Source organism: Leclercia sp. G3L, from assembly GCF_021117075.1.
Classification (GTDB): Bacteria; Pseudomonadota; Gammaproteobacteria; order Enterobacterales; family Enterobacteriaceae; genus Enterobacter; species Enterobacter adecarboxylatus_C.
Genome location: NZ_CP088265.1, coordinates 237035 through 259529 on the forward strand (window position 1 = coordinate 237035; position 22495 = coordinate 259529).

Consider the following 22495-nt stretch of genomic DNA (forward strand, 5'->3'; position numbering starts at 1 on the left):
GTTATCCTTCCTGCTCAATGCGGGTTAACACCTCGCGCAATACGGGTCCGTATTCATATTTACCGGGGCAAACATAGGTGCACAGCGCCAGATCTTCTTCATCCAGCTCAAGGCAGCCCAGCGCCTGAGCGCCGTCGGTATCGCCCGCCAGCAGATCGCGCAGCAGCAGGGTCGGCAGGATGTCGAGCGGCATTACGCGCTCGTAGTTGCCGATGGGCACCATCGCCCGCTCGCCGCCGTTGGTATCGGTGGAGAAGTTAAACAGCTTGTTGCGCAGGAAGTGGCCCAGCGTGGTGCGGGTGACGGAGAACTTCTCTCTGCCGGGCATTACCCAGCCGAAGAGCTCTTTCTCACGCCCCTCCTTCACTACGCTCACCTGTAAATGAAAACGTCCGAGCCAGGCCTGCGCGCCTGTGGCATGCCTGCCGCTCAGCACAGAACCCGAAATGTGACGGTTTTCGCCGTCCAGGGTTTCGTCCACCAGCAGGTCATTAATGTCTGCGCCCACGCAGGTGCGCACCAGACGCGGGTTACGCATCTGCGGCCCCCCGAGGGCAATAACCCGCTCGGTGCACAGCTCGCCGGTGGTGAACAATTTGCCGATGGCGATCGCGTCCTGGTAGTTCAGATGCCAGACCTGTTTGGTCAGGCTGACGGCCTCCAGGAAATGGATGTGCGTCCCTGGCAACCCAGCCGGGTGCGGCCCGGCGAAGGCATTGAACGTCACTTTCCCCTGCGGGTGCCCGCCCAGCTTGCCGCCACCCGCCTGGCAGACATGCACTTTGCCCTCCGTCAGGCGCGTGAGGATCGTCAGCCCGGCATCAAACGCCTGACGCTGCGCCAGAATAATCGGCTGCGGGTCGGCGCTGAGCGGGTTGGTGTCCATGGCGGTGACGAAAATGGCGGCCGGCACGGTATCGGGCACCGGGGTTTTGCTGAAAGGACGGGTACGCAGCGCCGTCCACAGGCCAGATTCAAGCAGTTGCGCCTGCACAGCCTGGCGGGAGAGTGTGGGCAGATCGGCGATATCGTGGCGGGCAAACTCGCGCTGCCTATCGCCTTCCAGCCGGATCACCACCGATTGCAGCACCCGACGCTCGCCGCGATGGATAGCCGCGATCGTCCCGCTGGCGGGTGCGGTAAACAGAACGCCGGGATTTTTTTTATCCTCGAATAGCGCCTGGCCCTTAATGACGCTGTCGCCTTCCTGCACCAGCATGGTGGGACGCATACCGATGTAGTCGTCCCCGAGGATCGCCACATGGCGGGGTGTCGCACAGGGCAAAATCTGCTGTACGGGGATGCCGGAAATCGGCAAATCAAGTCCTTTTCTGATTCTAATCATAGTGTTAGTTGTTATCCATGAATAACCGTTCCGGCCAGGGAGCCGGACGAGTCAGAAGTCGTTGCACAGGATAAAGAAAGGTGGCGAGAGCTCGCCTGCGTGACCAGCAGGATCGCGGATGATCCTGAAAAAGCGTCCTTTCTTACCCTTCGGTCATAAGACGGGCGCAGTGTACCATTTTCACCGATTGGGCGGCAGCGATAACGCAGCGGCAGGTGTTAAAATGCGACCGATTACGCAAAGTTCTCAATGCCAGCGTGACCAATCCAGGTTATAAGGGAAAACTATTTTGTAAACCGACGTGCGGATGCTTGCGAAAAAATGCAGTGGTGCTAATGTGAGCACCCCTGGTACAGATAAATCTGATTTCGGGTCTCTTTTGCCGTCCTGGCAAGTTGGTTATGTTTTATCAAGGAACATGTAGTATGCGTAAAATCGCATTGTTCATTGCGATGCTTCTTATTCCGTGCGTTTCGTTTGCCGGGCTGCTCAGCAGCAACAGCTCCACGACGCCAGTGAGCAAAGAATACAAGCAGCAGTTGATGGGCTCTCCGGTCTATATCCAGATCTTTAAGGAAGAGCGCACGTTAGACCTGTTCGTGAAGATGGGTGAGACGTATCAGCTGCTCGACAGCTATAAAATCTGTAACTACTCCGGTGGCCTCGGTCCGAAACAGCGTCAGGGCGACTTTAAAAGCCCGGAGGGGTTCTACAGCGTTCAGCGTAGCCAGTTAAAACCGGACAGCCGCTTCTATAAAGCGATCAACATCGGCTTCCCGAATGCCTATGACCGTGCGCATGGTTATGATGGTAAGTATCTGATGATCCACGGTGCCTGTGTTTCTGTAGGCTGCTATGCCATGACCGACAGCGGCATTGACGAGATCTTCCAGTTTGTGACCGGTGCGCTGGTGTTTGGCCAGTCTGCCGTGCAGGTAAGCATCTATCCGTTCCGCATGACCGACGCCAATATGCAGCGTCACAGAACGTCCTATTATGCGGATTTCTGGAAGCAGCTGAAACCGGGTTACGACTACTTCCAGCAGACGCGTAAGCCGCCGACCGTTTCGGTGGTGGATGGACGTTACGTGGTCAGCAAGCCGCTGAGCCACGAAGTTGTCCAGCCACAGCTGGCGTCAAACTATACGCTCCCCGAGACAAAATAAGATCCACTCGCCTGGCATAATCTTTTGCCAGGTTTCGTTGCCCGTCAGCGGCTGCGTCGCAATCACAGTGACCACATCGTTCGGTGTGGTCTCTGTCTGAAAGTCAATTTCCACATCCTGATCCAGAAGCTTTGCCACGCCAAACGGTGCCCGCCGGGTGATCCAGAACAGATTGGTAGAGCAGAACGCCATCACGTAGCGCCCGTCAGACAACAGCATGTTAAACACCCCCTTCTCACGTAACTCAGACGCCAGCGAGGCAATGTATTTAAACACCGCGGTCATATTGCTGGGGGTGCGTGGGTAGCGCTCGGTCAGCTTATGCAGCAGCCAGCAGAAGGCTTTTTCACTGTCGGTTTCCCCCACCGGCCGGAAGTTGCCGGTCTCCAGCGATTTATAGCCGCTCAGCTGGCCGTTATGGGCATAGGTCCAGTTGCGTCCCCACAGCTCGCGGGTAAACGGATGGGTATTTTCCAGCGCCACTTCACCACGGTTGGCCTGGCGAATATGGGCCACTACCGAGCAGGATTTAATCGGATAATCCTGCACCAGTCTGGCAATCGGGGAGTTGTAGCTGGGTTGTGGATCCTTGAACGTGCGACAGCCTTTCCCTTCATAGAAGGTGATGCCCCAGCCGTCTTTATGCGGCCCGGTTCCTCCACCGCGCTGCACCAGCCCGGTGAAACTAAAGCAGATATCGGTCGGCACATTGGCGCTCATCCCGAGTAGTTCGCACATACATCACCTCCACAACAGCGGGGGGCGCTAACCCCCCAGCGAAGTCTTATTTAACCATCTCTTTTTCGATCAGCTGGATCAGGATGTGAATAACTTTGATATGAATTTCCTGAATACGGTCAGCGTAACCGAAGTGAGGCACGCGAATTTCGATATCCGCCGTACCCGCCATTTTGCCGCCGTCTTTGCCGGTCAGGGTGATCACTTTCATCCCCTTCTCACGTGCCGCTTCAATCGCTTTGATCACGTTGCCGGAGTTGCCGGAGGTGGAAATCCCCAGCAGGACATCTCCTTCACGACCCACCGCTTCGACATAGCGGGAGAAGATGTAATCGTAACCGAAGTCATTACCCACGCAGGAGATGTGGCTGACGTCAGAGATAGCGATCGCCGGATAGCCCGGACGGTTTTCACGATAACGACCGGTCAGCTCTTCGGCAAAGTGCATGGCATCACAATGTGAACCGCCATTGCCGCAGGAGAGCACTTTACCGCCCTCTTTGAAGCTGTCGGCCAGCAGGACCGCCGCGCGCTGAATAGCGTGAATATTGGCTTCATCTTTCAGAAAGTTAGCCAGCGTTTCCGCCGCTTCGTTCAGTTCGTTACGAATAAGATCCTGGTACATGAGGATAATCCTTCAGTATTGATGAAATAACAGAGCAAGTTTACCGGATAGCGGTAAAAGCGAGAAGCTAAAGCCGCATGAATCGACGGGCGTTTTGCTTTTTTGTGCCGCGTAAAACATGAACAATGTGAACCAGGTTGTAATTATTTTGTGAATGCATTGCTAAAAGAAATAACATCCACTACAACCATATCATCACAAGTGGTCAGACCTCCTACAAGACAGGGAGCATTTCTTTATGATGATTTTAAGTATTCTCTTATCCGTTGTTCTGCTCGGGGTGTTGTTCTATCACCGGGTCAGCTTACTACTGAGCAGCTTTATCTTACTGGCCTGGACCGCGGCGCTTGGCGTCACCGGCATCTGGACCACCTGGGTGCTGGTCCCGCTGGCGATTATTCTGGTGCCATTCAACGTCCGCTCCATGCGTAAATCACTGATTTCGGCTCCGGTATTCCGTGGCTTCCGTAAGGTCATGCCACCGATGTCGCGCACCGAAAAAGAGGCGATTGATGCCGGTACCACCTGGTGGGAAGGCGACCTGTTCCAGGGCAGACCAGACTGGAAAAAGCTGCATAACTATCCGCAGCCGCGCCTCACTGCGGAAGAGCAGGCGTTTATCGATGGTCCGGTGGAAGAAGCCTGCCGGATGGCGAATGATTTCCAGATCACCCATGAGATGGCCGATCTGCCCCCTGAACTGTGGGCATTTTTAAAAGAGCATCGCTTCTTCGCGATGATCATCAAGAAAGAGTACGGCGGCCTCGAGTTCTCTGCATATGCTCAGGCTCGCGTACTGCAAAAACTGTCCGGTGTCTCCGGGATCCTGGCGATCACCGTCGGCGTGCCTAACTCCTTAGGCCCGGGTGAACTACTGCAACATTACGGTACTGAAGAGCAAAAAGATCACTACCTGCCGCGTCTGGCACGCGGTCTGGAAATTCCGTGCTTCGCACTGACCAGCCCGGAAGCGGGTTCTGATGCGGGTGCCATTCCGGATACCGGCGTGGTCTGCATGGGCGAGTGGCAGGGTGAGCAGGTGCTGGGCATGCGCCTGACCTGGAACAAACGCTACATTACGCTGGCGCCAATCGCTACCGTACTGGGCCTGGCCTTTAAACTCTCCGATCCGAACAAGCTGTTAGGGGGTGAAGAAGATCTGGGTATTACCTGTGCGCTGATCCCTACCTCTACCCCTGGTGTGGAAATTGGTCGTCGTCACTTCCCGCTGAACGTACCGTTCCAGAACGGCCCGACCCGCGGTCAGGATATCTTTGTCCCGATTGATTACATCATCGGCGGCCCGAAAATGGCCGGTCAGGGCTGGCGTATGCTGGTGGAATGTCTGTCCGTTGGCCGCGGCATCACCCTGCCGTCGAACTCAACCGGTGGTCTGAAATCCGTGGCGATGGGGATTGGTGCTTACGCCCATATCCGCCGTCAGTTCAAAATCTCTATCGGCAAGATGGAAGGGATTGAAGAGCCGCTGGCGCGTATCGCAGGCAACGCCTACGTGATGGATGCGGCCGCTTCCTTAATTACCTACGGCATTATGCTGGGTGAAAAACCGGCCGTGCTCTCCGCCATCGTGAAGTACCACTGTACCCACCGCGCGCAGCAGTCGATCATCGACGCGATGGATATCGCCGGCGGGAAAGGCATTATGCTCGGCGAAGGCAACTTCCTGGCGCGCGGCTATCAGGGCGCACCTATTGCCATCACCGTGGAAGGGGCCAACATTCTGACCCGCAGCATGATGATCTTCGGTCAGGGCGCGATCCGCTGTCATCCATACGTACTGGAGGAGATGGCGGCCGCGCAGAACAACGACGTGGATGCCTTCGATAAGCTGCTGTTTAAACACATCGGGCACGTCGGCAGCAACAAAGTGCGCAGCTTCTGGCTGGGCCTGACCCGCGGCCTGACCAGCGCCACGCCAACCGGCGATGCAACCCGTCGTTACTACCAGCACCTGAACCGTCTGAGTGCTAACCTTGCGCTGCTCTCCGACGTGTCAATGGCGGTGCTGGGCGGCAGCCTGAAGCGCAGGGAACGTATCTCCGCGCGTCTGGGTGATGTGCTGAGCCAGATCTTCCTCGCCTCGGCGGTACTGAAACGCTACGACGATGAAGGCCGTCATGAAGCGGATCTGCCGCTGGTGCACTGGGGCGTGCAGGATGCGCTGTATCAGGCTGAACAGGCCATCGACGATCTGCTGGTGAATTTCCCGAACCGCTTTGTCGCAGGCGCCCTGCGCGTGGTCATCTTCCCGACCGGTCGTCACTATCTGGCGCCGTCCGATAAGCTGGATCATAAAGTGGCGAAGATCCTGCAGGTACCGAGTGCAACCCGCTCCCGTATCGGTCGCGGTCAGTATCTGGCCCCAACCGAGCATAACCCGGTCGGTCTGCTGGAAGAGGCGCTGCTGGATGTAATGGCGGCCGATCCGATTCATCAGAAGATCTGCAAACAGCTGGGCAAAAACCTGCCGTTCACCCGCCTGGATGAGCTGGCGAAACAGGCCCTGGCTGGCGGTATCATCGGCAAGGATGAAGCCGCTCTGCTGATCAAAGCCGAAGAGAGCCGTCTGCGCAGTATCAACGTCGATGATTTCGACCCGAAAGAGCTGGCGACGCAGCCGGTAAAGCTGACAGAGATTGTACGTAAACCTGAAGCCGCATAACCCGTTTCAGGGCTAAACAACCCCGCCTGGTGCGGGGTTTTTTATTGCCACCCGTTTCTCTGATTGTCGTGCTACAGTGTCAAAATGTGGTTCTTCGAGGAGTCTTATTGTGCCTGGTTTGAAGATTACGCTTTTGCAACAACCGCTGGTGTGGATGGATGGCCCCGCCAACCTGCGCCATTTTGATCGTCAGCTTGAGGGGATCGCCGGGCGCGATATCATTATCCTGCCGGAAATGTTTACCACCGGGTTTGCCATGGAAGCGGCAAAGCAGTCCCTGCCGCAGGAGGATGTGGTCGCCTGGATGCAGGCCAGAGCCCAGCAAACCCAGGCGTTAATCGCCGGCAGCGCCGCGCTACAGACCGAACGCGGGCCGGTTAACCGTTTTCTGCTGGTTGAGCCCGAGGGCAAGGTGCATTTCTATGATAAGCGCCACCTGTTCCGCATGGCGGATGAGCATCAGCACTATGAAGCGGGTAACGAGCGGCTGGTGTTTGAGTGGCGCGGCTGGCGCATTCTGCCGTTAGTCTGTTACGACCTGCGCTTCCCGGTGTGGTCGCGTAACCGTAACGATTATGACCTGGCGCTGTATGTCGCTAACTGGCCTGCCCCACGCTCGCTCCACTGGCAGGCGCTGCTGACGGCACGGGCGATTGAGAACCAGGCCTATGTGGCAGGCTGCAACCGGGTCGGTACCGACGGCAATGGTCATCACTATCGTGGCGACAGCCGGGTGATTAACCCGCAGGGCGAAATCATCGCCACCGCAGAGCCGCACCATGCGACGCGTATTGACGCCGAGCTGTCGCTGACGGCACTGAGAGAGTATCGGGAGAAGTTTCCTGCGTGGCAGGATGCGGATCCGTTTAGCATTAACTAAACATCTGCCGGGCGGCAGCAGAGCTTGCCTGCCCGAACAAATCAGCAGCGCGACAAAATGAGAAAGGCCTGAATCATTGCTGATTCAGGCCTTCTGAATAGTGGCGGAACGGACGGGACTCGAACCCGCGACCCCCTGCGTGACAGGCAGGTATTCTAACCGACTGAACTACCGCTCCGCTGTGTTCCCTTGGGAACGAGGCAGATATTACGTTTTGCCTCCGATCCCGTCAATGCTTTTTCTCTGCTTTTGAATCGTTTGCTGCAAAAACGATCCAAACGGTTATTTTACCAGCATTTCCGCCGCGTTTAACCGCGCCAGAGGCAGCTCCCGCCCTTCTTCTGCACCAGATCCAGGCGCGATTCATGAGCCAGTAACTCTTCATCGCTGGCGAGAATGACGCGCAACGCGCTGGACTGACGAATAATGCGCTGGATTTCGCTCTCTCCGGACTGCTGCTGCGAATCGTTATCGGCGTTGAAGGCTAGTGCTGTCTGGCCACCCGTCATGATCAGATAGACATCGGCCAGGATCTGGGCATCGAGCAACGCCCCGTGCAGCGTTCGTTTGCTGTTATCTATTTCATAGCGCGAGCACAACGCATCGAGGCTGTTACGCTTGCCGGGGAACATCCTCCTCGCCATCGCCAGACTGTCGGTGACTTTACAGAAGGTGTCGGTTTTCGGCAGGCCGCGGTTGAGCTTGCTGAATTCATAGTCCATAAAGCCAATATCAAACGAGGCGTTATGAATGACCAGCTCGCCGCCTTTGATGTAGTCGATGAATTCATCGGCGACGTCGGCAAAGGTGGGTTTATCCAGCAAGAATTCATCTGCGATACCGTGAACGCCAAAAGCTTCCGGGTCCACCAGCCGGTCTGGCTTCAGGTAGACGTGGAAGTTATTGCCGGTAAGACGGCGGTTGATCACCTCTACCGCACCGATCTCGATGATCTTGTGCCCTTCATAGTGAGCACCGATCTGGTTCATACCCGTGGTTTCGGTATCGAGGACGATGATCCTGTCGGCGTTATGTGTTTCTGCAATACTCATTCTGAAAACCTGCTCTGTTCAACGGCGACATTGTAAACAACCTGACCAGGCGTTCAAAGGCTAATTCGCACTGACTTGATTTTGCAGTGCTGACGGCAAACATTTATGTCAGACTTACCGTTTTGATTACAGGATGTCTGCCAGGATGCGTAAACAGGTAGAGATTTACACCGACGGATCGTGCCTCGGCAACCCGGGCCCGGGGGGCTACGGTGCGATTTTGCGTTATCGCGAACATGAAAAAACCTTTAATGAAGGCTATCGCCTCACCACCAACAACCGTATGGAGTTGATGGCCGCGATTGTGGCTCTCGAGGCGCTGAAAGAGCATTGCGATATTGTGCTGAGCACCGACAGCCAGTATGTGCGCCAGGGGATCACCCAGTGGATCCATAACTGGAAAAAACGGGGCTGGAAAACAGCAGACAAAAAACCGGTGAAGAATGTCGATCTCTGGCAGCGCCTGGATGCGGCGCTCAGCCAGCACAAAATCCAGTGGGAGTGGGTGAAAGGCCACGCCGGACATCCCGAGAACGAACGTTGCGACGAGCTGGCCCGTGCTGCCGCCATGAATCCGCAGCATGAAGACGTAGGTTATAAACCAGAAGCTTGATCAGGGCTTACGGTATTGTCGCGTGGCGCCGACGGCGGCACGCAAACGCGTTTTCGCCTTGCTTTGCTTCATGGGATTGAGCGTCAGGGGGATGGTTCGCTTGCGCGCCACAATCAGCTGCATACAGCCCAGCGCCGGGAAATGGGTGGTGAGCATCTTCCCGCCCTGCCGCGTCCAGGGTAAGACCTGAAAACCGCTATGGTGCATCACCTCAAAGTTGAGCAGCGATAGCCAGTCCAGCTGGCGCATCAGGGTGAACATCCGGCTGTTGTACGGCGGGGTACGGCGCAGCACCGGCACCAGCTTGCGTAAGCCCATCAGACTCATCGGGTTAAATCCGCTGATCACCAGCCAGCCATCGTCAATCAGCACCCGGTCTGCTTCGCGCAGTAACCGGTGCGGATCGTCGCACCAGGGCAGCGCATGCGCCAGCAGGCAGGCATCGACAGATTTTTCCGCAAACGGCAGATGCAGCGGATTGGCCTTCACCTGAACCGGCTCGCCCCCCAGCGAAACGTTGACCTGATGTGAGATCGCGCAGCTTTCAGAGTTGATTTCCGCGCTCAGATTGCCAATCTTAAGCAGGTGAAAACCATACATTTTCGCAAACCAGGGCTTAAGCTGCTGCTCAAGCGCTTCGCGATAGTATTCACCCCAGGGTAATTCCGCCCAATGTGCAGGTGCTGAGACAATCTGAGGTATCCTTGCCGGTTTCATCAAAACACCCGCCACGCTATGAGAGGTAATATATGAATCTTATCAGTATTCCTGCTTTTCAGGACAATTACATCTGGGTTTTAACCGATGATGAGGGACGTTGCATTATTGTCGATCCTGGCGAGGCAGAGCCGGTACTGAAAGCCATTGAGCAAAACCACTGGCAACCAGAAGCGATCCTGCTGACGCATCATCACCACGACCATGTGGGCGGCGTAGCGGCAATCTGTGCAAAATTTCCGCATCTTGTGGTCTATGGCCCCGCTGAGACACAAGATAAGGGAGCGACCCGCGTAGTCGAAGATGGAGAAAAGATCCTCATTCTCGCGTCGGAGTTTTCCGTAATTGCCACACCCGGTCACACTTTAGGACATATCTCGTTCTTCAGTTTTCCTTATCTTTTCTGTGGCGATACAATGTTCTCTGGCGGCTGCGGAAGGCTGTTCGAAGGCACGCCAGCCCAGATGTACCAGTCCTTCCAGAAAATTAACGCACTTCCCGAAGATACCCTCATTTGCTGCGCGCACGAATACACTTTAGCGAATATGAAGTTTGCAATGCACGTTCTGCCAGAGGATGTGGCGATTCAGGATTATTACCGCAAAGTGAATGAGTTACGAGCAAAAAACCAAAAAACACTCCCCGGAATTCTGAAAAATGAACGTAAAATTAATTTATTTCTCAGAACAGATAATATTGATTTAACTAACAAAATTAATGAAGAAACAAATATGCAACAACCAGAAGAGTTTTTCGCATGGTTAAGGGCGAAGAAAGATAACTTCTGATAATTGCGTGTTGCCTTTTCAAATATTCGTCGTTATCATCGCTCGTCTTTTAAGCAACTATTGACACACACATGAAGGCAAAAGCGATATTACTCGCCTCTGTCCTGCTTGTGGGTTGCCAGGCGTCTCAGAACACTGGCAACGTACAACAGCACGCACAGAGCCTTTCTGCAGCTGGTCAAGGGGAAGCAGGGAAGTTTACAAGTCAATCGCGATGGGCAGACGATGGGACGTCTTTCGCACAGGATCAAGACTTGTGGGTCTCTATTGGCGACGAGCTAAAGATGGGAATTCCGGAAAACAGCCGGATTCGCGAACAGAAACAGAAGTATTTAAGCAATAAGAGCTATCTCCACGATGTAACTTTACGGGCAGAGCCGTATATGTACTGGATAGCAGGGCAAGTTAAGAAACGCAACATGCCCATGGAACTGGTACTACTACCCATAGTGGAGAGCGCTTTTGACCCACATGCAACGTCTGGCGCCAAGGCCGCAGGCCTTTGGCAGATCATACCGAGCACAGGGCGAAATTATGGTTTAAAACAGACCCGCAACTACGATGCGCGTCGTGATGTGGTCGCTTCGACGACTGCAGCACTCGACATGATGCAACGTCTGAACAAGATGTTCGACGGTGACTGGCTGCTGACTGTCGCTGCGTATAACAGCGGTGAGGGTCGTGTACTGAAGGCAATGAAAGCGAATAAAGCACGGGGTAAACCTACCGACTTTTGGTCGCTTCCACTGCCACGGGAAACCAAATTATACGTACCAAAAATGCTGGCTTTGAGTGAAATATTCAAAAACAGCCAACAGTACGGCGTGAAGCTGCCGACCTCGGACGAGAGTCGTGCCCTGGCGAGAGTGCGTATCAACAACCCTGTTGAATTGCGACAGGTTGCAGATATGGCAGGTATCTCGGTCACCAAACTGAAAGCCTTCAACGCAGGTGTGAAGGGCTCCACGCTTGGTAACAGCGGGCCGAAGTACGTTCTGGTGCCGCAGAAACACGCTGAACAGTTACGGGTATCTTTGGCAGCGGGTGAAATTGCTGCGGTTCAGTCTACGCTGATCGCGGATAATTCACCGGTTAACAGCCGTAGCTATCAGGTACGTACAGGCGATACGCTTTCAGGTATTGCATCACGTCTTGGCGTGAGCACGAAAGATCTGCAGCAGTGGAACAAGCTGCGCGGCTCTACTCTGAAAGTGGGTCAGAACCTGACGATTGGTGCGGGTAACAGCGCGCAGCGTCTCGCCAATAACAGCGATAGCATTACCTATCGCGTGCAAAAAGGCGATTCGCTCTCGAGTATTGCTAAGCGTCACGGCGTGAACATCAAAGATGTGATGCGCTGGAACAGCGATACCGACAATCTGCAGCCTGGCGATCGGATAACGTTGTTTGTGAAAAACAACGCCACCCCGGATTCCTGATTTCAGAGACCAGATGTAAAAAAGGCACCGATTCCCCCGGTGCCTTTTTTGTTTTATCCCGCCTTCCGGGCTTCAGCGAAGAGCGTATCGCTGGTGAATGAGCCCTCTTCCTGCAGCTCAAAGTAGGCTTTCACCTCCGCGGAGGCACTCTGCTGATACAGCCTGATCGCCTGGCTTAACGCCTCAGGCGTGCGCATACGGGCAATCCACGAAGAGAACTCCAGCGTCAGCCTGTCAGTCTGCAACGTGCGCGTAATCAGCCCGGCTTCCGTAAACATTGATAACCACTCGCCGCTGGAATAATTGCGCACATGCGAGGTATCACGCAGGGCTTCAACCGTCTGCAACCAGATATCCCGCACCGGATGGCCCGGCGACATAATATCCATGATGATCACCAGACCGCCCGGCTTCAGCACCCGTTTAACCTCGCGCAACGCCTGGCCAACATCGTGCCAGTGATGCGCCGAGTAGCGGCTGATGACGATATCAAAGGAGCTATCGGCAAAGGGTAATGATTCGGCATAGCCCTGGCGGGTGGCGATATTCCCCAGTCCCTTCTCACTGGCGGCCGCAGAGACCACCTCCAGCATCTGGCTGGATAAGTCGTAAGCCGTCACATGCGCAACCTGCTGTGCCGCCACAAAGCTGGCATGGCCCGCCCCGCAGCCTAAATCCAGCACGCTGGCATCGGTAAAATCGGCCAGTCGTTCAGCCAGACGCTGCAGATCGCGGCCGGATGCGTGAACCGCGCTGGTGAGATAGGCCTTCGCCTGGGAGCCAAACTGTTTTTCTACGTTGTCATGATGGGACTGTGTTGTCATTTTTTGCTGTCCTTCGGTTGATGAAAAATAAAGGGCAGCACCCGCGCAGGCCTGCCCCACGGCAGACCTGACACACCTCTATCGCTCAGGCTTGCCGGGACTGAATTCGACTAGTAGCGGATTATGATCGGAGGCACGCGTCACCAGCACTGAGGCTTCGTGCACGTTCAGACCACGATAGAAGACAAAATCGAGGGGACGACCAAACGCCTTGCGACGCTGGTCATCGGTAAAACGAACTTCGCGCAACGACATCTCACGCGCAAAGCGATAAAGCGCATTCATCCGCGGGCGGCTCCAGGCATTGAAATCACCTGCCATGACGACCGGACCGCTGTGATGCGCGATCTGATCGCCGATGGGCAGTAACTGTTTGCTGTAGACGTCAACGCCGAGGCTGAAATTGACCGCATGAATATTCACCACCATCAGCAGACGGGTGTCCGGCAATGGGTAGACGGTGACCAGGGCAGATTTTGCCAGGCGCAGGAGCGGTTCACGTTCGCGCAGCGGGCAGCAATAAACAGGATGCGCGGCAGAGAGTGTCATCACTCCCGACGGATGCTGAGGGAGGACAAAGGCCGGAACCTGGTCAGCCGCGAGGTAGTTAGTGGTCGCAAACCTGACCAGCTCAGGGGTGGTTTGCGCCTCCTGCAACAGCACCAGGTGGGCATCCTTACCAAAATTCTGCAGAACGGATAACCATTCGGCGCGCTGCTGTTTGAAGATATTCCACACCAGCACCCGGATTTTTTCATCGCTGCTTAAAGGTGCGCCGGCGGGCAACGCCTGGCCAATGCTCGCAAACGACCCCGGAGGTAAGATCCTCTCCGCGGGTTGTCCGGCAACATAACGCATGGCATAGGTATTTTTTCGCACGATGTGAAACGACCTCTATAGACAGAACCCGTCCAGAAACAGGAGCGGGTTCTAATGTTATAGGGTTTTCAGCTCACACTTTCAACGCAATTACCGAGAAACCGCTGTTTCGTTTTGTTAGCAAGTGCTTACACCAGGCTTATCCCAGCACCACACGAGCGGGCTTATCCAGGCGACCGCTGAGGCCAATCAACAGAAATGCCGCGAGAACGATAACCGCCCCAATCCACGGCGTTTGTGCCAGACCGAAGTGCTCTACAGTCTGTCCGCCAATAATAGACCCCAGCGCGATGCCCACGTTGAAAGCAGCAATATTCAACCCAGACGCCACATCCACGGCGTTCGGGGTATACAGCTCGGCTTTCTGTACCACGTAGACCTGCAGGCCCGGTACGTTACCGAAGGCGAAGATCCCCATCACCAGTACTGTCGCCAGCGCGGCATACTGCATCGAGGCGGTGAACTGGAAGATCAGCAGCAGAACAACCAGTGCGGCAAAGATAATTTTCAGTGCCGGAACGGCGCCGTGCTTATCGGCCAGCTTGCCGCCCCAAATGTTGCCGATCGCCACCGACACGCCATAGCCCAGCAGGATCCAGCTGACCGCACTCGGTGAGAACCCGGCCAGATCCTGCATCATTGGCGCGAGGAAGGTAAACGCGGTAAACACGCCGCCATATCCCAGCGCGGTAATGGCATAGATCATCAGCAGACGGGGGTGGGTCAGCACCTTCAGCTGATCGCGCAGCGTCGCTGCCGCACGCCCAGGAATGTTCGACGGGATCAGCACCAGACTACTGATCAAGGCGATCACCCCAAGCAGAGAGACCGCGAGGAAAGTTTCACGCCAGCCAAAATGCTGACCGATAAAGGTGCCCAGCGGGACCCCGGTAACCAGCGCCACGGTTAAACCACCGAACATGATGGCAATGGCTGAGGCGGCTTTCTCTTTTGGCACCAGACTTGTCGCGATGGTCGAGCCGATAGAGAAGAAGACCCCATGGGCAAGGCCGGTCAGTAGACGGGCAATCACCAGGGTTGTGTAATCAGGCGCCTGCCAGGCAAGAATATTGCCGGCGGTGAACAGCACCATCAACGCCATCAGCAGCTGTTTACGAGGCAGGCGGCCTGTAAGGGCTGTCAGCACAGGCGCGCCGATCGCCACGCCGAGGGCATAGATAGAGACCAGCAAACCTGCAGAAGGCAGGGAGATGGTAAGTTGGTCAGCAATCGTAGGAACCAGTCCTACAATTACAAACTCGGTTGTGCCGATTGCGAAGGCACTGATCGTCAGGGCAAGTAGCGCCAGAGGCATAAAAAACTCCGTCTCATCAGGATTAAGATGACACGAAGTATGCGCCAGTGTTTAAATAACAAAAATGCTCAAAGTATCAATATAATTTTGCGGATTAAGCAACAATGAAAGCAACCTCTGAGGAACTGGCGATCTTTGTCGCCGTCGTAGAGAGCGGCAGCTTTAGCCGCGCCGCCGAACAGCTGGGTCAGGCCAATTCTGCCGTCAGCCGTTCGGTCAAAAAGCTGGAGATGAAGCTGGGTGTCAGCCTGCTGAACCGGACTACCCGGCAGCTCAGCCTGACTGAGGAAGGCGAACGCTATTTCCGCCGCGTGCAGTCTATCCTGCAGGAGATGGCGGCGGCAGAAACAGAGATTATGGAGACGCGCAGCACGCCGCGCGGCCTGCTGCGCATTGACGCCGCCACGCCCGTGGTACTGCACTTCCTGATGCCTTTAATTAAACCTTTCCGCGAACGTTATCCGGAAATGACGTTGTCTCTGGTCTCGTCAGAAACCTTTATCAATCTGATTGAGCGCAAGGTGGATGTGGCGATCCGCGCCGGGACGCTGACCGATTCAAGCCTACGGGCACGCCCGTTGTTCACCAGCTATCGTAAAATCATTGCCTCTCCGGCCTATATTGCCCGTTTCGGCAAGCCTGAGACGATTGATGAGCTAAAGCAGCATCTGTGCCTGGGCTTTACGGAGCCGGTATCCCTTAACACCTGGCCCCTCGCCTGCCACGATGGCCAGCTTCATGAAGTGGTCAGCGGTTTATCGTCCAACAGCGGCGAGACGCTCAAGCAGTTATGCCTTGAAGGGAACGGGATTGCTTGTCTTTCGGATTATATGATTGATAAAGAGATTGCACGGGGGGAGTTAGTCGAGCTGATGGCCGATAAACGTCTGCCGGTAGAGATGCCCTTCAGTGCGGTCTACTACAGCGACAGAGCAGTGAGCACCCGGATACGGGCATTTATCGACTTTCTGAGCGAGCATGTAAAACAGCTCCCTAAGGAGCTGTAAGAGGGTTTCGTGAGGATACAGAGGGAGGGTTAAATCAATCCCACTTCGGCGCCAGGCCTTCCGGGCTCACCAGGCGATCGTTGCAATCCAGTGCGGCGATCGCTTTTTTATCGTCCTGATCCAGCGTCAGATCCTGGGCCCGCAGGTTGCTTGCCAGATTCTCACGTTTGGTTGAAGAAGGGATCACCGCATAACCCTCCCCCATTGCCCACGCCAGGATAACCTGCGCAGCGGTGGCATTATGTTTGGCAGCAATGCGCAGAATGGTTTCGTCTTTCAGCGCTTTACCATAAGCCAGCGTCATATAAGAGGTGATATGGATGCCGTGCTGCTGCGCCCATTCCACCACCTGACGGTTCTGCAGATAAGGAGAAAGTTCGATCTGGTTGGTCGCGATATTTTCTGCGCCGACAGCCGCAATCGCCTTTTCCATCAACGGGATAGTGAAGTTAGAAATACCAATTTCACGCGTCAGTCCCTGGGCTTTGGCTTCCAACAATGCCTGCATAAACTCTTCAACTGACACGGCATCGTTCGGTGATGGCCAGTGGATGAGGGTCAGATCGACATAATCGGTGCGCAGTTTTTTCAGGCTCTCTTTCAGGCTTGGGATCAACTTCTCTTTGCTGAGATTTTCAATCCAGATCTTGGTGGTGAGAAAAAGTTCGTCGCGCGGTACGCCGCTCTCTTCGATAGCCTGGCCGACCGCAGCTTCGTTATCGTAGATCTGCGCGGTATCAACCGTGCGATAGCCGAGTTCAAGAGCAGTTTTAACGGATGCGATAACAACGTCGTCTTTCAGGCGGAAAGTGCCCAGACCAAATGCAGGGATAGTCATTGAATTCCTCTTTTCTTCATCATGTTTGTTAATAAAGAGGATTATCTCTGCCGGAGATGTGTGAAAAAAGAGTGTATTAAGCAGAGGATTTTTGCGTTTAAAGCAATAATCAGACGACAGATAAGAAAAAAGCCCTGAGCGTTAGCTCAGGGCTTTCAATAGGTGGCGGAACGGACGGGACTCGAACCCGCGACCCCCTGCGTGACAGGCAGGTATTCTAACCGACTGAACTACCGCTCCACCGAATACTTCTGTAACCACCGGTTTAATGCCCCGGTTCACTACGTAATTTGATGCCTGGCAGTTCCCTACTCTTGCATGGGGAGACCCCACACTACCATCGGCGCTACGGCGTTTCACTTCTGAGTTCGGCATGGGGTCAGGTGGGACCACCGCGCTACAGCCGCCAGGCAAATTCTGTTGTTCACCCCGCCCGCAGGCGCAGTGACTAATCTGTATCAGCTGAAAATCTCTCAAATCCGCCGAAACAGCTTCGGCGTTGTAAGGTTAAGCCTCACGGTTCATTAGTATCGGTTAGCTCAACGCATCGCTGCGCTTACACACCCGACCTATCAACGTCGTCGTCTTCAACGTTCCTTCAGGAGCCTTAAAGGCTCAGGGAGAACTCATCTCGGGGCAAGTTTCGTGCTTAGATGCTTTCAGCACTTATCTCTTCCGCATTTAGCTACCGGGCAGTGCCATTGGCATGACAACCCGAACACCAGTGATGCGTCCACTCCGGTCCTCTCGTACTAGGAGCAGCCCCCCTCAATTCTCCAGCGCCCACGGCAGATAGGGACCGAACTGTCTCACGACGTTCTAAACCCAGCTCGCGTACCACTTTAAACGGCGAACAGCCGTACCCTTGGGACCTACTTCAGCCCCAGGATGTGATGAGCCGACATCGAGGTGCCAAACACCGCCGTCGATATGAACTCTTGGGCGGTATCAGCCTGTTATCCCCGGAGTACCTTTTATCCGTTGAGCGATGGCCCTTCCATACAGAACCACCGGATCACTATGACCTGCTTTCGCACCTGCTCGAGCCGTCACTCTCGCAGTCAAGCTAGCTTATGCCATTGCACTAACCTCCTGATGTCCGACCAGGATTAGCTAACCTTCGTGCTCCTCCGTTACTCTTTAGGAGGAGACCGCCCCAGTCAAACTACCCACCAGACACTGTCCGCAACCCGGATTACGGGTCTACGTTAGAACACCAGCCATTAAAGGGTGGTATTTCAAGGATGGCTCCACGCAGACTGGCGTCCACGCTTCAAAGCCTCCCACCTATCCTACACATCAAGGACCAGTGTTCAGTGTCAAGCTATAGTAAAGGTTCACGGGGTCTTTCCGTCTTGCCGCGGGTACACTGCATCTTCACAGCGATTTCAATTTCACTGAGTCTCGGGTGGAGACAGCCTGGCCATCATTACGCCATTCGTGCAGGTCGGAACTTACCCGACAAGGAATTTCGCTACCTTAGGACCGTTATAGTTACGGCCGCCGTTTACCGGGGCTTCGATCAAGAGCTTCGCGTTGCCGCTAACCCCATCAATTAACCTTCCGGCACCGGGCAGGCGTCACACCGTATACGTCCACTTTCGTGTTTGCACAGTGCTGTGTTTTTAATAAACAGTTGCAGCCAGCTGGTATCTTCGACTGATTTCAGCTCCACCCGCAGGGGCTTCACCTACACATCAGCGTGCCTTCTCCCGAAGTTACGGCACCATTTTGCCTAGTTCCTTCACCCGAGTTCTCTCAAGCGCCTTGGTATTCTCTACCTGACCACCTGTGTCGGTTTGGGGTACGATTTGATGTTACCTGATGCTTAGAGGCTTTTCCTGGAAGCAGGGCATTTGTTGCTTCAGCACCGTAGTGCCTCGTCATCACACCTCAGCGTTAACAAGGTTCCGGATTTACCTGGAACCTCCGCCTACATGCTTAAACCGGGACAACCGTCGCCCGGCCAACATAGCCTTCTCCGTCCCCCCTTCGCAGTAACACCGAGTACAGGAATATTAACCTGTTTCCCATCGACTACGCCTTTCGGCCTCGCCTTAGGGGTCGACTCACCCCTGCCCCGATTAACGTTGGACAGGAACCCTTGGTCTTCCGGCGAGCGGGTTTTTTTCACCCGCTTTATCGTTACTTATGTCAGCATTCGCACTTCTGATACCTCCAGCATGCCTCACAGCACACCTTCGACGGCTTACAGAACGCTCCCCTACCCAACAACACATAGTGTCGCTGCCGCAGCTTCGGTGCATGGTTTAGCCCCGTTACATCTTCCGCGCAGGCCGACTCGACCAGTGAGCTATTACGCTTTCTTTAAATGATGGCTGCTTCTAAGCCAACATCCTGGCTGTCTGTGCCTTCCCACATCGTTTCCCACTTAACCATGACTTTGGGACCTTAGCTGGCGGTCTGGGTTGTTTCCCTCTTCACGACGGACGTTAGCACCCGCCGTGTGTCTCCCGTGATAACATTCTCCGGTATTCGCAGTTTGCATCGGGTTGGTAAGCCGGGATGGCCCCCTAGCCGAAACAGTGCTCTACCCCCGGAGATGAATTCACGAGGCGCTACCTAAATAGCTTTCGGGGAGAACCAGCTATCTCCCGGTTTGATTGGCCTTTCACCCCCAGCCACAGGTCATCCGCTAATTTTTTTCAACATTAGTCGGTTCGGTCCTCCAGTTAGTGTTACCCAACCTTCAACCTGCCCATGGCTAGATCACCGGGTTTCGGGTCTATACCCTGCAACTTAACGCCCAGTTAAGACTCGGTTTCCCTTCGGCTCCCCTATACGGTTAACCTTGCTACAGAATATAAGTCGCTGACCCATTATACAAAAAGGTACGCAGTCACACCACAAGGGTGCTCCCACTGCTTGTACGTACACGGTTTCAGGTTCTTTTTTTCACTCCCCTCGCCGGGGTTCTTTTCGCCTTTCCCTCACGGTACTGGTTCACTATCGGTCAGTCAGGAGTATTTAGCCTTGGAGGATGGTCCCCCCATATTCAGACAGGATACCACGTGTCCCGCCCTACTCTTCGAGTTCACAGCAAGTGTATCTTCGTGTACGGGAGTATCACCCTGTACCCTGCGACTTTCCAGACGCTTCCACTGACACACATGCTGATTCAGACTCCGGGCTGCTCCCCGTTCGCTCGCCGCTACTGGGGGAATCTCGGTTGATTTCTTTTCCTCAGGGTACTTAGATGTTTCAGTTCCCCTGGTTCGCTTCGTTAAGCTATGTATTCACTTTAACGATAGTGTGACGAGTCACACTGGGTTTCCCCATTCGGAAATCGTCGGTTATAACGGTTCATATCACCTTACCGACGCTTATCGCAGATTAGCACGTCCTTCATCGCCTCTGACTGCCTAGGCATCCACCGTGTACGCTTGGTCGCTTAACCTCACAACCCGAAGATGTTTCTTTCGATTCATCATCGACTTGCGAAAATTTGAGAGACTCTGACACACCGCTTATCTGCTCTTATTACGGAGAACAGACACGGCGTGTCGTTTCAATTTTCAGCTTGATCCAGATTTTTAAAGAGCAAAACTTCGCAGCGCACCTTCTCAGGTACACTCTGAAGTTTTCTTGTTGTCGCAGTAAAGGATGGTGGAGCTATGCGGGATCGAACCGCAGACCTCCTGCGTGCAAGGCAGGCGCTCTCCCAGCTGAGCTATAACCCCATCGCAAAATGCTAATCTCTGTACCGCTAATTCTTTCTGAGACAAGGCGTGGAATAACGAAGCATACTTAAGTATGTGAGTTATTCTGCAACGCAGTATCAGGAAGAATTTGGTAGGCCTGAGTGGACTTGAACCACCGACCTCACCCTTATCAGGGGTGCGCTCTAACCACCTGAGCTACAAGCCTGCAGAGATTTTTACTGCTTACTTTTCATCAGACAATCTGTGTGGACACTACAAAGGCAGGTTCTTTAAGGTAAGGAGGTGATCCAACCGCAGGTTCCCCTACGGTTACCTTGTTACGACTTCACCCCAGTCATGAATCACAAAGTGGTAAGCGCCCTCCCGAAGGTTAAGCTACCTACTTCTTTTGCAACCCACTCCCATGGTGTGACGGGCGGTGTGTACAAGGCCCGGGAACGTATTCACCGTAGCATTCTGATCTACGATTACTAGCGATTCCGACTTCATGGAGTCGAGTTGCAGACTCCAATCCGGACTACGACGCACTTTATGAGGTCCGCTTGCTCTCGCGAGGTCGCTTCTCTTTGTATGCGCCATTGTAGCACGTGTGTAGCCCTACTCGTAAGGGCCATGATGACTTGACGTCATCCCCACCTTCCTCCAGTTTATCACTGGCAGTCTCCTTTGAGTTCCCGGCCTAGCCGCTGGCAACAAAGGATAAGGGTTGCGCTCGTTGCGGGACTTAACCCAACATTTCACAACACGAGCTGACGACAGCCATGCAGCACCTGTCTCAGAGTTCCCGAAGGCACCAAAGCATCTCTGCTAAGTTCTCTGGATGTCAAGAGTAGGTAAGGTTCTTCGCGTTGCATCGAATTAAACCACATGCTCCACCGCTTGTGCGGGCCCCCGTCAATTCATTTGAGTTTTAACCTTGCGGCCGTACTCCCCAGGCGGTCGACTTAACGCGTTAGCTCCGGAAGCCACTCCTCAAGGGAACAACCTCCAAGTCGACATCGTTTACGGCGTGGACTACCAGGGTATCTAATCCTGTTTGCTCCCCACGCTTTCGCACCTGAGCGTCAGTCTTTGTCCAGGGGGCCGCCTTCGCCACCGGTATTCCTCCAGATCTCTACGCATTTCACCGCTACACCCGGAATTCTACCCCCCTCTACAAGACTCTAGCCTGCCAGTTTCGAATGCAGTTCCCAGGTTGAGCCCGGGGATTTCACATCCGACTTGACAGACCGCCTGCGTGCGCTTTACGCCCAGTAATTCCGATTAACGCTTGCACCCTCCGTATTACCGCGGCTGCTGGCACGGAGTTAGCCGGTGCTTCTTCTGCGAGTAACGTCAATTGCTGCGGTTATTAACCGCAACACCTTCCTCCTCGCTGAAAGTACTTTACAACCCGAAGGCCTTCTTCATACACGCGGCATGGCTGCATCAGGCTTGCGCCCATTGTGCAATATTCCCCACTGCTGCCTCCCGTAGGAGTCTGGACCGTGTCTCAGTTCCAGTGTGGCTGGTCATCCTCTCAGACCAGCTAGGGATCGTCGCCTCAGGTGAGCCGTTACCCCACCTACTAGCTAATCCCATCTGGGCACATCTGATGGCAAGAGGCCCGAAGGTCCCCCTCTTTGGTCTTGCGACATTATGCGGTATTAGCTACCGTTTCCAGTAGTTATCCCCTCCATCAGGCAGTTTCCCAGACATTACTCACCCGTCCGCCGCTCGTCACCCAGGAGCAAGCTCCCTGTGCTACCGCTCGACTTGCATGTGTTAGGCCTGCCGCCAGCGTTCAATCTGAGCCATGATCAAACTCTTCAATTTAAGTTTGATGCTCATGAATTAAACTTCGTAATGAATTACGTATGTTCACTCAGAGACTTTGGTATTCATTTATCGTCTTGCGACGTTA

General features: G+C 54.5%; 16 protein-coding genes, 4 tRNA genes and 3 rRNA genes. 7 read left to right on the plus strand and 16 right to left on the minus strand.

What is annotated here, in order from left to right:
* Position 1 precedes the first annotated feature (1 nt).
* Complete coding sequence (locus LRS40_RS02585) at positions 2–1345, minus strand: Na(+)-translocating NADH-quinone reductase subunit A (RefSeq protein WP_231313023.1); 1344 nt, start codon at positions 1343–1345, stop codon at positions 2–4.
* A 425-nt stretch (positions 1346–1770) separates the two neighbouring features.
* On the opposite strand from LRS40_RS02585, the gene dpaA reads away from it, so the two are divergent.
* The gene (gene dpaA, locus LRS40_RS02590; protein ID WP_142488331.1) at positions 1771–2511 is read left to right on the plus strand and encodes a peptidoglycan meso-diaminopimelic acid protein amidase; all 741 of its coding nucleotides are present in this window, start codon (positions 1771–1773) and stop codon (positions 2509–2511) included.
* Here dpaA and LRS40_RS02595 read toward each other — a convergent pair.
* Entirely contained in the window at positions 2482–3249 is a 768-nt protein-coding gene (locus LRS40_RS02595) for a class II glutamine amidotransferase (protein WP_231313024.1), read from the minus strand. The genes dpaA and LRS40_RS02595 overlap by 30 nt on opposite strands.
* 46 nt (positions 3250–3295) lie before the next feature.
* Complete coding sequence (gene lpcA / locus LRS40_RS02600; protein ID WP_231313025.1) at positions 3296–3874, minus strand: D-sedoheptulose 7-phosphate isomerase; 579 nt, start codon at positions 3872–3874, stop codon at positions 3296–3298.
* A 238-nt stretch (positions 3875–4112) separates the two neighbouring features.
* On the opposite strand from lpcA, the gene fadE reads away from it, so the two are divergent.
* Together fadE and LRS40_RS02610 are read left to right on the plus strand one after the other, a co-directional pair.
* Positions 4113–6557 carry an acyl-CoA dehydrogenase FadE gene (gene fadE, locus LRS40_RS02605; protein WP_231313026.1) on the plus strand — a complete coding sequence of 815 codons (2445 nt, stop codon included), beginning with the start codon at positions 4113–4115 and terminating at the stop codon, positions 6555–6557.
* Between the two features lie 109 nt (positions 6558–6666).
* Positions 6667–7437 (plus strand): amidohydrolase, encoded by a 771-nt coding sequence (locus LRS40_RS02610; protein ID WP_142488328.1) that lies wholly within the window; start codon positions 6667–6669, stop codon positions 7435–7437.
* Positions 7438–7538: 101 nt separating this feature from the next.
* Here LRS40_RS02610 and LRS40_RS02615 read toward each other — a convergent pair.
* Positions 7539–7615 (minus strand) — tRNA-Asp (locus LRS40_RS02615).
* A 130-nt stretch (positions 7616–7745) separates the two neighbouring features.
* Entirely contained in the window at positions 7746–8489 is a 744-nt protein-coding gene (gene dnaQ / locus LRS40_RS02620) for a DNA polymerase III subunit epsilon (protein ID WP_231313027.1), read from the minus strand.
* Positions 8490–8634: 145 nt separating this feature from the next.
* Between dnaQ and rnhA the strand changes: the two genes are divergently transcribed.
* On the plus strand, positions 8635–9102 hold the full coding sequence (rnhA, locus tag LRS40_RS02625; RefSeq protein WP_103793497.1) for a ribonuclease HI: 468 nt from the start codon (positions 8635–8637) through the stop codon (positions 9100–9102).
* Here rnhA and LRS40_RS02630 read toward each other — a convergent pair whose 3' ends face one another.
* Positions 9103–9819, minus strand: coding sequence for a class I SAM-dependent methyltransferase (locus LRS40_RS02630; protein WP_142488326.1), 717 nt, complete (start codon positions 9817–9819; stop codon positions 9103–9105).
* A 32-nt stretch (positions 9820–9851) separates the two neighbouring features.
* Here LRS40_RS02630 and gloB point away from each other — a divergent pair, with 32 nt between their 5' ends.
* Both gloB and mltD read left to right on the plus strand, forming a co-directional pair.
* Complete coding sequence (gene gloB, locus LRS40_RS02635; RefSeq protein ID WP_231313028.1) at positions 9852–10607, plus strand: hydroxyacylglutathione hydrolase; 756 nt, start codon at positions 9852–9854, stop codon at positions 10605–10607.
* A 71-nt stretch (positions 10608–10678) separates the two neighbouring features.
* Positions 10679–12046 (plus strand): murein transglycosylase D, encoded by a 1368-nt coding sequence (gene mltD / locus LRS40_RS02640; RefSeq protein ID WP_142488324.1) that lies wholly within the window; start codon positions 10679–10681, stop codon positions 12044–12046.
* Between the two features lie 53 nt (positions 12047–12099).
* Here the strand turns inward: mltD and LRS40_RS02645 are convergent, their stop codons facing one another.
* From LRS40_RS02645 to LRS40_RS02655, 3 genes are all read right to left on the minus strand, one after another.
* On the minus strand, positions 12100–12870 hold the full coding sequence (locus tag LRS40_RS02645; RefSeq protein WP_231313029.1) for a class I SAM-dependent methyltransferase: 771 nt from the start codon (positions 12868–12870) through the stop codon (positions 12100–12102).
* A 78-nt stretch (positions 12871–12948) separates the two neighbouring features.
* Positions 12949–13749, minus strand: a complete 801-nt coding sequence (locus LRS40_RS02650; RefSeq protein WP_032616661.1) for an endonuclease/exonuclease/phosphatase family protein — start codon at positions 13747–13749, stop codon at positions 12949–12951.
* A 139-nt stretch (positions 13750–13888) separates the two neighbouring features.
* Positions 13889–15064: an MFS transporter gene (locus LRS40_RS02655; protein ID WP_142488322.1), complete on the minus strand. Its 1176-nt coding sequence runs from the start codon at positions 15062–15064 to the stop codon at positions 13889–13891.
* 104 nt (positions 15065–15168) lie between these two features.
* Here LRS40_RS02655 and yafC point away from each other — a divergent pair, with 104 nt between their 5' ends.
* Complete coding sequence (gene yafC, locus LRS40_RS02660; RefSeq protein ID WP_142488321.1) at positions 15169–16071, plus strand: DNA-binding transcriptional regulator YafC; 903 nt, start codon at positions 15169–15171, stop codon at positions 16069–16071.
* Positions 16072–16105: 34 nt separating this feature from the next.
* On the opposite strand, the gene dkgB is transcribed toward yafC, so the two are convergent.
* The 7 genes from dkgB to LRS40_RS02695 all read right to left on the minus strand — a co-directional run bounded on the left by dkgB (position 16106) and on the right by LRS40_RS02695 (position 22407).
* Positions 16106–16909, minus strand: coding sequence for a 2,5-didehydrogluconate reductase DkgB (dkgB, locus tag LRS40_RS02665; protein WP_142488320.1), 804 nt, complete (start codon positions 16907–16909; stop codon positions 16106–16108).
* 163 nt (positions 16910–17072) lie between these two features.
* Positions 17073–17149 (minus strand) — tRNA-Asp (locus tag LRS40_RS02670).
* 55 nt (positions 17150–17204) lie between these two features.
* Positions 17205–17320 (minus strand): 5S ribosomal RNA (rrf, locus tag LRS40_RS02675).
* Positions 17321–17412: 92 nt separating this feature from the next.
* A 23S ribosomal RNA gene (locus LRS40_RS02680) occupies positions 17413–20327 on the minus strand.
* A gap of 207 nt (positions 20328–20534) precedes the next feature.
* Positions 20535–20610: transfer RNA gene (locus tag LRS40_RS02685), tRNA-Ala, on the minus strand.
* A gap of 110 nt (positions 20611–20720) precedes the next feature.
* Positions 20721–20797 (minus strand) — tRNA-Ile (locus LRS40_RS02690).
* Between the two features lie 70 nt (positions 20798–20867).
* Positions 20868–22407 (minus strand): 16S ribosomal RNA (locus tag LRS40_RS02695).
* Together the 16S, 23S and 5S rRNA genes with 3 tRNA genes alongside form the textbook arrangement of a ribosomal RNA operon.
* Between the last annotated feature and the right edge of the window lie 88 nt (positions 22408–22495).